Below are 9,599 nucleotides of genomic sequence, written 5' to 3' on the forward strand. Positions count from 1 at the left end.
GGTTCACTCTGTTGATTTGGTTGCTTTATTATACTTCTATAAAATTATCATTTTCTTATTCAACAAATCTAAAGGTATACTGTGTCAAACTCATTCCCATATTAGTTGAAAAATAGTTTCTAAATCCTGATTCTGATAGTCCAAAATAATCACTCAACCTTTTGAGTACTAACTTCTCTGGAGAATGAATATTAGCATGAATATAATTCTGTATTCTCTCTATTTTAGAAGTGTCATACTGATCTATTATATAGGTATTATCAGCCGTATATTTATCCATTAATAACAATACACTTCTTAGTAGATTAGTATGTAATTCTGACACTTGTTTATTATTAACCTCCCACTCTACAATCATTAAATCAATAATTAATATAATCTTATTAATCAGCTCTATTTCAACATCATTACCTTTACTAACCTCCCATCTTCTACCTAAGTTAATCAGTAGGTTATTCCAATAATCTGTTATACTAGCATTGACTCCATCTTTAACTGCGCTAGGCAAAAACTTGATGACTCTAAACCTTGTTTTTTCTTCTATATAAAAATGATGACTATCTTCTGGTGAGAGAAAGAATATCGTATTTCCTTGATAAGTAGATTGCTCTTTATTTAAATCGTGTATACCACTCCCCTCACTGATCAGCATTAATTCATAATGATTGTGATTATGGTAAGTAAATGGCCACTCTTCTGTGCGAAAATGCCTTAAAAACAAAGGTTCGAACTGTACTAACTTCATCTTACAAACATAGCGAAATATACTATTAATATAACATAATATACAAAAGTGTATTTGATAACTCTACTACATTTGCCTGCTTAACGAACTAAACAATATGTCAATCAAAAACAAAGAAAAATATGCTATCCCTATTATGGCATTTACTGCAGGAACTATTGTAGCTAATGTCTACTATAACCAACCTATTTTAAAAAACATTGCTGAAACACTAAAAGAGCCTGAAGCTGAAGTAGGCAAAGTATCTATGCTAGCTCAAATAGGTTATGGTATAGGTATGTTTTTCCTACTTCCTTTAGGAGATAAAATTAATAGAAAGCGATTAATCATTGCGATATCTATTGTACAGATATTTGTATTAATGTGTATTGCTAATACCACTCATTTAAACTTCTTACTAATATTGAGCTTTTTAGCTGGTGTATGTTCTACTCCTGCCCAAATTATTTTACCCATGGCAGCTCTATTAAACAAAGAGAATAGAGGGAAAAGCGTAGGGATTGTTTTTAGTGGAATACTATGTGGTATTCTTGGTTCACGTCTAGTTAGTGGATGGTTAACAGATTTATGGGGATGGCAGAGTGTCTTTACCTTTTCTGGGATCATGATCTTTATTAGTATTATACTGATGTGGCAATTTCTACCTAATGCGCCTATTAAGTTTAAGGGTAGTTATATACAGTTATTACAATCTACACTACGCTTAGTCAAAGAACACAAAATACTACGTCAAGCTGCTTTATTAGGTTCCTTGACCTTTGGGATATTCTGCTCTTTCTGGACTACACTTACTTTTCACTTAAGTGGAGCTCCCTTTAATTATACACCATCTATGATAGGTATGTTTGCGATAGTCGCTATCGGAGGAGCCTTAGTAGCTCCTTATTTTGGCAAATTAGCAGATAAAGGACAAGTCTTTCAAAACTTATTCCTAACGATTTCATTAATAATTATTAGCCTTGTAGGAATGCTTATTTTCCCGAATTCTATTCTAATTTTAATTATTGCAATATTCTTATTAGACATTGGGGTTCAAGCAACACAAATTACTAATTTCACTCGTATCTACGCTCTTAGTGAAGAAGCTCATAGTAGATTAAACACAGTCTATATGACTGCTTATTTCATAGGAGCTGGTATAGGAACTTTTTTTGGTCTGATTAGCTGGAGTATCAATGGATGGCTAGGATCCTTAACCCAAATGCTGTTGTGGAGTTTCTTAGCATTAGGTATAGTCTTTCTATCTAAGAAAGGAAAATTATAGTCCCCACTTTATTAGTTTACCCCACATTACGCATTAGCCAAATACTACAAAGCAATTCTACTTCATAGTTCTTTCATTAGCTCTAAGACCTATTTTGTATAATTACTTTTCGTTTATATGTCTGTTGCATAATCTGGGTTTAAAATAACTAATTCTAACCTATAGCACTCTAGAGTTAAAAGATGTAACTTTTAATTCTAGAGTGCTATTTTAATATAATGACTACTGCTAGTATATTTATCGATCGTAGAATCAAAAAAATAGTTTATATTGAACTCACTATTAACTAACTAAACGATTATACTATGGGGATTTTTGATGTTTTTAAAAGAAAACCACCTGCTGTTGAACCAACAGATACCTGTGATTACACTCAAATATGTAGTCATAAGGAAGCAGAAAGACATTTTAATAAAGGTCATTTAGATAAGCTACATCTTATTGGTTTAGCTTTTGGTGGAGATGACTCCCCTTTTAATATTTTATATGTTTCACCAGAAGCTGCTCTTCAAAAAAGAGAAATAGATAATTATATTGTTGACTTACTTCAACAAGGTTCTAAAGTGCAATACAAGGCCTTTCCTGAGTATAAAGGCAATAGTTTTATCCCTTCTAAGGTTATTATAGAAGTAGACGGTGATCAGACATTTACGAAAGAAATTGAAATATGGTAAATAAAGATATGGAGAATCATAAGATATACAGTACCTCTTTTGCTAGTGTATATCCTCATTATATTGCTAAAGCAGAGAAAAAAGGCAGAACAAAAGAAGAGGTAGATACTATTATAGAGTGGCTTACAGGATATGATCAATGCTCTTTAGTTCAAATAATAGATACTAAAGTAGACTTTGAGACCTTCTTTGCTAAAGCTCCTCTGATTAATCCTAATATCAATCAAATAAAAGGAGTTATCTGTGGATATCGTGTAGAGGATATTGAACACCCACTTATGCAAAAAATACGTTATCTAGATAAACTCATTGATGAGCTAGCTAAAGGAAAAGCAATGGATAAAATACTAAGAAAATAAATAACTACGAAAGTTTGAGGTTATACAGCTTTAAAAAATGAAGACAGACATATTATCTAAAAGATTAGAACAAGTATTATAAACCTTAATTTATTACTATTCTTTAATCTTTTAATACTTCGTATCACTGTTTCTATTCTTAAACCAGTCATATCTGCTATTTCTTTTCTAGTCAAATCAACAATGTACAAATCTTGTTTAATTAAAGGATGTTGCCAATTTGCCTTGCCATAATTTAATAAAATTAGTACTCTTTTTTCTGCATCTTGAGCAAATATTTTAGGTGCCATTACTCCTTGAAAATATAACTTCCTAGATAAGTTAGAACTAATTAATAAAGAGAAATCATGGTTCTCTTTAATAAGAGACAAAAAGATTTCCTGTTTTAATTTTAATATTTTTGTTGGTTCAACAGCAATAGCATTACAAATATAAGTAGTCTTTAGAAAGATTGTTGTTTCTCCAAAGTTTTGCCCTTGAGAATAGAAACTATAGATAAATTCTTTTCTTTAATCTTCATCATCATATGTATTTAATTTTATTTCCCTTTTTACTATATAGTAAAAATAGTCAGGAGCCATTCCTTGTTCAAAAATTATATCGTCCTTCTCATAGAAAACTGTCTTTGCGCCATATTTTTTCAATAATTTTATATTCATCATAAGGATAAAATATTAATTCTATATTAAAAACATCACATTATATGCCAATATGAGAACTTAAACTGTTAATAATTAAACTAAAAAACACAATAGCCAATAATATATGATGAATATCACCTATATAACTCAATTCTATATTAAAAAGCACTCTTATTAACTAGAATAGAACCATCTAAATTCTGTTATTAATTAAAAATTGTATCTTTTCTTTAGCTTTTTCCCATTCGTCGTCTAATATACTATAATAAGCAGCACTCCTAGTTGTTCCATCATTCTGTATTTTATCCTTTCTTAGAATACCTTCAAAGACTCCTCCTATCTTCTCTATGGCTTTTCTAGAGCGAATATTAGTGTCTTTTGTTTTCAGTTGTACACGATTTGTTTTTAGTACTTCAAAGCAATAAGTCAAGAGTAGTAATTTACATTCCAGATTCACTACACTCCCCCAGTATTCTTGTGTTATCCAAGTCCATCCAATTTCTAATTTCTTGTCTGCTTCATATATTTCAAAGAATCGTGTAGAACCTATAATCTTCTGTGTTCTTTTATCAATAATAACGAATGGATATTGTATTCCTTTTTCTCTTGCTGTTAAAGCATCTTGATAGTTGTCATAAAAAGTATCTCTATCAGAACAATCTGTAGGTACTAATCGCCAAAGCTCTTTATCCGCACTAGCCTGATATAGCTCTTCTAAATGCTCTTTCTCTAAAGGGATAAGATCTACTGTTGCCCCTTCTAATACTGTTGGATATAGAATCCATTGTGTGTTGTTATTTTTAGCCATAATTATTTATACAACTCCTTTATTTAAGAGTATAATTAGTAAGGAGTAAATGTATAAAAAACGTGTATTCTCTTTGGGTTTATCGATATTAGAAGACACCAAGCAACATAATCAATACACCAGCTTACTGTTTTATAGAATGAAACTACAAAAAACGATGCCTTAATATCCATTTAATCATTTAGAGAGGCAATGGACTTAAATACTTACTTTTGTACTCTAATTAAAACCTAAACATGAATTGTACACTGTGTAATACACCTTTAAGCACTAAGGTAGATGAAGAGTATTATATCTGCCATACGTGTAATGCATACCTAAAGGATGAGATACTTTACTTTGATCAAGACAAAGAAAAAAGCCACTATGAATGTCATAATAATGATGTGAATGATATCGGTTATCAACATTTTACAGCTCCTGTAACGAATACTGTATTAGCACATTGTACACCAGATATGCTAGGTCTAGATTATGGATGTGGAAAAGGCCCTGTAATTACAAAGCAACTGGTAGAACAAGGCTATACTGTCGATCTTTATGATCCTTTCTTTCATCCAGACCTTACTTATCTAGATAAAGTATATGATTATATCTTTAGCTGTGAAGTATTTGAGCATTTTTATAGCCCTTATAATGAAATTGACAAACTAACGAAGATTTTAAAGCAAGGAGGCTTACTTATCATTAAAACACATTTGTTTGCAGAACAAGCTGATTTTAAAAATTGGTATTATAGAAAAGATCAAACCCATGTTTTTATTTATACCTTCAAAACTATTGAATATATAGCAAATCAGTTTGATTATCAAATCGAGACGCTTACAGAGAGGTTAGTTGTCTTACGAAAAAAATAAGAGGCTATGTATTAGATACTAGCCTCTTTTATTAATTTATCACATTGCTCTTTCCAGTTATCCTCCCCTATCCAAATCCCTTTTATATCAGAATATCTGTTAATATCGTTTAGAGCGTTTAAATCATCGTCTAAATGCCAAATAAGACCACTACCTCCTATAGTGTAGCTCTTATCTGCTCTATTGGTAAATATAATATGCTTATGCGCGATACCTATTTTATCTGCTAGTAAGAATAAATCTTCATTATTCTTCCCACCATTCATAGAACAAAGCAATTCATTATACCTCCCTGTTACGATAAAGACATCTATTCCTTTATGAATTAACTCTTCTGCATATTGGGCGACTTCCTTTTCTGTCAATGTTCCATCAAAATCAAATGATACTCTCATTCTATTGTTTTTTTTGTGATGTTGTGGAATTGTGATCTCATTCGATGTTCTGTTCTTTTTGTATTTAGGTTTATAAAATAACTATACCCATATCCCTTTTTTCCCTTTATAAAAGCGAATAGTTCCAGGACCTATAAAGGCTATAGCTAAAGCTGCTAATAGATATAATAAGTTCAACTCAGCATTTAACCCTCCAGTACTAGGATCTAACCCAAAGCTTCCCATTCCCTTTACTAAAAATAGAGACATAAACATCGTAAATGCAACAATAGAAGCTGAAATACGTGTAGCAAATCCTACAAGTAAAAATATAGGTGCCACTATCTCTCCAATAGGAACTCCTATCCATAGCGACTCTGGTAGATTATGTGTTTTTAGCTGGTTAATAATAAAATCATGTCCATGTATTAATTTATGGATCCCGTGGAAGATCATTAGTCCTCCAACACCTAATCTCAATAGGAATTTTCCAAAATCTGCATTCATATTCTATTGTTTTTTGTCATTCTGTTATTTCGGAATTTTGCAATACAAAATGCCGAAATAATACCTTACATTAATTAATCTTTCCTAAGACTCTACAAAGTCTCTTGACTTTGTGGTATATTATATACTAACTTGTCTTAGCAGGTCTTACTTCTATTTTACTAGGAAGTACACGAGGATTCATCGCTAAGACGTCTACTACCAACTGTCCCATATCTTCTGGTTGTATTTTCCAATGATCTGCATCAGACGGCTGGTGGTTATTAAAATTAGAAGTTACAGAACCAGGTAAGATTGTTGTCACCTTTACATCTGCATTTCTAAGATCTAACATGGCTGCTTGAGTAAAACCTACTACACCAAACTTACTAGCATTATAACCACTTCCATTAGCGAAGAAGTTTATCCCTGCTAAGCTCGCAATACTGATATAGTATCCCTTATTCTGTTTTAATTGCTTTACAGATGCTTTTAATGTGTGAAATACCCCTGTTAGATTCGTATCTATCATCGTATTCCAATCCTCTAGACTCATATCTTCTATAGATGAGAAGATACCTATTCCCGCATTGGCAATCACAATATCTAATTTTCCGAATTTCTGAATTATCTGTTCCACAGCCCTTTCTTCATCTTCATACTTTCTCACATCAGACTGAATCGCTAATACATTATCTGTATGGCCTAACTCACTGATAGCTTCGTTTACTGTATCTATATTTCTACCAGATATTGCTACTTTATACCCTTGTTCTAAAAGAGCTTGTGCTATTCCTTTTCCTATACCTTTAGTACCTCCTGTGATGTACACTACTTTTTGCATATACTATTCTTATGGGTTATTTTAAAAAAATAAAGATATAAAATAAAGAACAATTCTATCTTGTCATAAAGACTGATATATTGTTTTTTTTTTTATACTCTAATTTGGCTAGTGACATATTTGGATTTAAATTAGCCAACGATAAAAACAACTATAGTAATTATGAAGAACAAATCAGTATTATTCTTTTTGCTAGCTGGAAACATCATGTTTGCACAACGCAACTTTGATATGACAGAGGCTACACTAGGACAAGGTAGACAGTTTGCTGCAGAAAGAATCCTTCAACCATCTTGGAAGAATGACAATACCCTGAGTTTTGTAACTAAAAATAGAGATAGTCTTTTAATAAAAAGTCAAGCTAACAAATGGGAATCTCAAACAGCTCTTACTGCTAAACAATTAGAAGACATAATCAATAACACAGTTAAAGGGACTACATTTAGCCTTAGAATCATCCCAACTAACTTAACTTGGTTAAATGACAATGAAATAGAGTTTTATACAAACGACTCAGCTAATAAGTTAAAGTATTACTTTAAGGTTAATCTCGCTGATAAAAAGGTAGTGAATTCATTTAAATTTGATCTTAATGGTAGCCAACAAATCATCTCTCGCAATGGAGATCATATCGCTTGGTTACAAGATAATAATATTGTGATAACTACTAATAAAGGTGGTGATATTAAAGTGACTAATGATCCTGCTCTAGATATTATTAACGGAAGTAGTGATACTCACCGTAATGAGTTTGGTATTAATAAAGGAATGTGGTGGAGTCCAAAACAAGACCAACTTTTATACTATAGAAAAGACCAAAGTATGGTGACTTCATACCCTATCATTCAATGGAGTGAGCGTGTAGCTGAAGTAAAAAACATCAAATATCCTATGGCTGGTATGGCTAATGAACAAGTATCATTAGTAATCTATGACGTATATACTGGTAAAAAGGTAACTCTACAAACGGGTGAAGCAGACCAATTCTTAACCATGGTTACTTGGGATCCTTCTGGAAACTATGTTTATGTAGGAGTTCTTAATAGAGAACAAAATCACTTAAAAGTAAATCAATACAACGCTGCTACAGGTGCTTTTGAAAAAACGTTATTCGAAGAGAAATCTAAAACGTATACAGAGCCTTCTAATAGTCTAGTATTTGTACCTGGTGCGCCTGATCAATTCTTATATTTTTCTGAAGCAGATGGGTATAGACAATTATTCTTATACGATACAAATGGCAAGCTAATCAAGAAATTAGGCCATGAAAACGTGATAGTAAATGAGTTCTTAGGTTTCGATGAAGAGGCTAAAAATCTTTACTATATAGGAGTTACAAATCAAGGATTAGATAGACACTTATTCAAAACAAACCTTAAAAAAGGTAAAACAGAACAGATTACTACGTTATCAGGAACGCATAGTGTTGTCTTAAACAAAAGTAAGTCATTGTTCTTAGATCAGTTTAACAACTTAGAGACTCCTAATAAAGTTACTATTGTCAATGCTGATTCTAAAAAAGAGCAACAAGTATTAGAGTCTAAAAATCCTTTTGAAGGGGTTGTGACAATGCCTAAGACAGAGATTAAGACGATTACAGCTGCAGATGGAAAAACTCCTTTAAATGCACGTATCATCTACCCTACTAACTTTGATGCGAACAAACAATACCCAGTGATGGTATACGTATATGGAGGTCCCCATGCACAGTTAGTAACCAACACATGGTTAGGTGGAGCGAACCTATTCTTTAACTATATGGCACAGCATGGTTACATCGTATTTACGGTAGATAGTAGAGGTAGTTTTAATAGAGGACGTGACTTCGAACAAGTAATCCACAGACAATTAGGTCAAGCTGAGATGGCAGATCAAATGAAAGGGGTAGATTACTTAAAATCACTTCCTTATGTAAATCAAGACAAGATAGGTGTATATGGATGGAGTTTTGGAGGGTTTATGACTACAACTTTATCTGTTAACCACCCAGAAGTATTTAAAGTAGGTGTAGCAGGTGGACCTGTAATGGATTGGAAAATGTACGAAATCATGTATGGAGAACGCTATATGGATATGCCTAGCGAAAATCCTGATGGATACGAAAAAACAAGCTTACTTAACAAAGCAGATAAAATAAACAACAAGCTTTTAATTATTCATGGAGCTCAAGATCCTGTAGTGGTTCAGCAGCATTCTATGGAGTTTATAGAAGCTGCTATTAAAGCAAAAAAACAAGTGGATTACTTCTTATACCCTTCTCATGAACACAATGTTATGGGAGTAGATAGAGTTCACTTAAATGACAAGATAGCACAGTATTTCTTTGATTACCTAGAAAAACCAAATACAAAATAGTATTTTCATAAACAGTAGAGCCGAGACAATGTCTCGGCTTTTTTATACATATTACTTTATAATAAAAATCTAAGTACACGACAAAAATCTAAAGCAATTGATATTTAGAGGATTGTGCTTATTTTTAGACAGTAATAATCTTGATAAGTAGTCAAGTCCAAGTTTAAATACACTAATAAGCCTATTGCCATG

At 32.1% G+C, this 9,599-nt stretch carries 12 protein-coding genes; 5 read left to right on the forward strand and 7 right to left on the reverse strand.

The features are described 5' to 3' along the window. Window positions 1-55 precede the first annotated feature (55 nt). Window positions 56-745 (reverse strand): AraC family ligand binding domain-containing protein, encoded by a 690-nt coding sequence (locus HX049_RS17710; RefSeq protein ID WP_286417647.1) that lies wholly within the window; start codon window positions 743-745, stop codon window positions 56-58. Between the two features lie 97 nt (window positions 746-842). Between HX049_RS17710 and HX049_RS17715 the strand changes: the two genes are divergently transcribed. The 3 genes from HX049_RS17715 to HX049_RS17725 all read left to right on the forward strand — a co-directional run bounded on the left by HX049_RS17715 (window position 843) and on the right by HX049_RS17725 (window position 3,042). After that, window positions 843-2,009: an MFS transporter gene (locus HX049_RS17715; RefSeq protein ID WP_286417648.1), complete on the forward strand. Its 1,167-nt coding sequence runs from the start codon at window positions 843-845 to the stop codon at window positions 2,007-2,009. A 305-nt stretch (window positions 2,010-2,314) separates the two neighbouring features. Beyond that, window positions 2,315-2,683: a DNA/RNA non-specific endonuclease gene (locus HX049_RS17720; RefSeq protein WP_286417650.1), complete on the forward strand. Its 369-nt coding sequence runs from the start codon at window positions 2,315-2,317 to the stop codon at window positions 2,681-2,683. Next, window positions 2,677-3,042: a DUF2200 domain-containing protein gene (locus HX049_RS17725; protein WP_041891664.1), complete on the forward strand. Its 366-nt coding sequence runs from the start codon at window positions 2,677-2,679 to the stop codon at window positions 3,040-3,042. Before HX049_RS17720 ends, HX049_RS17725 begins: the two co-directional genes overlap by 7 nt. A 56-nt stretch (window positions 3,043-3,098) precedes the next feature. On the opposite strand, the gene HX049_RS17730 is transcribed toward HX049_RS17725, so the two are convergent. From HX049_RS17730 to HX049_RS17740, 3 genes are all read right to left on the reverse strand, one after another. Further along, window positions 3,099-3,539, reverse strand: coding sequence for a Crp/Fnr family transcriptional regulator (locus HX049_RS17730; protein ID WP_353653727.1), 441 nt, complete (start codon window positions 3,537-3,539; stop codon window positions 3,099-3,101). Between the two features lie 12 nt (window positions 3,540-3,551). Beyond that, a complete protein-coding gene (locus HX049_RS17735) occupies window positions 3,552-3,704 on the reverse strand; it encodes a hypothetical protein (protein WP_286417654.1) in 153 nt (50 codons plus the stop codon). 172 nt (window positions 3,705-3,876) lie between these two features. Further along, window positions 3,877-4,491, reverse strand: a complete 615-nt coding sequence (locus HX049_RS17740; protein ID WP_286417656.1) for a GNAT family N-acetyltransferase — start codon at window positions 4,489-4,491, stop codon at window positions 3,877-3,879. Window positions 4,492-4,727: 236 nt separating this feature from the next. Here HX049_RS17740 and HX049_RS17745 point away from each other — a divergent pair, with 236 nt between their 5' ends. Beyond that, entirely contained in the window at window positions 4,728-5,348 is a 621-nt protein-coding gene (locus HX049_RS17745; RefSeq protein WP_286417658.1) for a class I SAM-dependent methyltransferase, read from the forward strand. A gap of 11 nt (window positions 5,349-5,359) precedes the next feature. Here the strand turns inward: HX049_RS17745 and HX049_RS17750 are convergent, their stop codons facing one another. The 3 genes from HX049_RS17750 to HX049_RS17760 form a co-directional block, all read right to left on the reverse strand. Beyond that, on the reverse strand, window positions 5,360-5,743 hold the full coding sequence (locus HX049_RS17750; RefSeq protein WP_286417660.1) for a hypothetical protein: 384 nt from the start codon (window positions 5,741-5,743) through the stop codon (window positions 5,360-5,362). Window positions 5,744-5,824: 81 nt separating this feature from the next. After that, complete coding sequence (locus HX049_RS17755) at window positions 5,825-6,229, reverse strand: DoxX family protein (protein WP_286417661.1); 405 nt, start codon at window positions 6,227-6,229, stop codon at window positions 5,825-5,827. Between the two features lie 127 nt (window positions 6,230-6,356). Then, window positions 6,357-7,052 (reverse strand): SDR family oxidoreductase, encoded by a 696-nt coding sequence (locus HX049_RS17760; protein ID WP_286417663.1) that lies wholly within the window; start codon window positions 7,050-7,052, stop codon window positions 6,357-6,359. 162 nt (window positions 7,053-7,214) lie between these two features. Here HX049_RS17760 and HX049_RS17765 point away from each other — a divergent pair, with 162 nt between their 5' ends. Then, the gene (locus HX049_RS17765; protein ID WP_286417664.1) at window positions 7,215-9,407 is read left to right on the forward strand and encodes a S9 family peptidase; all 2,193 of its coding nucleotides are present in this window, start codon (window positions 7,215-7,217) and stop codon (window positions 9,405-9,407) included. The last annotated feature ends 192 nt before the right edge of the window (window positions 9,408-9,599 follow it).

The sequence above is a fragment of the Myroides odoratimimus genome, assembly GCF_030326305.1.
Taxonomy (GTDB): domain Bacteria; phylum Bacteroidota; class Bacteroidia; order Flavobacteriales; family Flavobacteriaceae; genus Flavobacterium; species Flavobacterium odoratimimum_A.

Excerpts from the sequence above, each read along its gene's own strand:
- HX049_RS17710 (WP_286417647.1), bottom strand. The coding sequence starts at position 745 with ATGAAGTTAGTACAGTTCGAACCTTTGTTTTTAAGGCATTTTCGCACA.
- HX049_RS17735 (WP_286417654.1), bottom strand. The coding sequence starts at position 3,704 with ATGATGAATATAAAATTATTGAAAAAATATGGCGCAAAGACAGTTTTC.
- HX049_RS17760 (WP_286417663.1), bottom strand. The coding sequence starts at position 7,052 with ATGCAAAAAGTAGTGTACATCACAGGAGGTACTAAAGGTATAGGAAAA.
- HX049_RS17725 (WP_041891664.1), top strand. The coding sequence starts at position 2,677 with ATGGTAAATAAAGATATGGAGAATCATAAGATATACAGTACCTCTTTT.
- HX049_RS17745 (WP_286417658.1), top strand. The coding sequence starts at position 4,728 with ATGAATTGTACACTGTGTAATACACCTTTAAGCACTAAGGTAGATGAA.
- HX049_RS17755 (WP_286417661.1), bottom strand. The coding sequence starts at position 6,229 with ATGAATGCAGATTTTGGAAAATTCCTATTGAGATTAGGTGTTGGAGGA.
- HX049_RS17720 (WP_286417650.1), top strand. The coding sequence starts at position 2,315 with ATGGGGATTTTTGATGTTTTTAAAAGAAAACCACCTGCTGTTGAACCA.
- HX049_RS17765 (WP_286417664.1), top strand. The coding sequence starts at position 7,215 with ATGAAGAACAAATCAGTATTATTCTTTTTGCTAGCTGGAAACATCATG.
- HX049_RS17740 (WP_286417656.1), bottom strand. The coding sequence starts at position 4,491 with ATGGCTAAAAATAACAACACACAATGGATTCTATATCCAACAGTATTA.
- HX049_RS17750 (WP_286417660.1), bottom strand. The coding sequence starts at position 5,743 with ATGAGAGTATCATTTGATTTTGATGGAACATTGACAGAAAAGGAAGTC.
- HX049_RS17715 (WP_286417648.1), top strand. The coding sequence starts at position 843 with ATGTCAATCAAAAACAAAGAAAAATATGCTATCCCTATTATGGCATTT.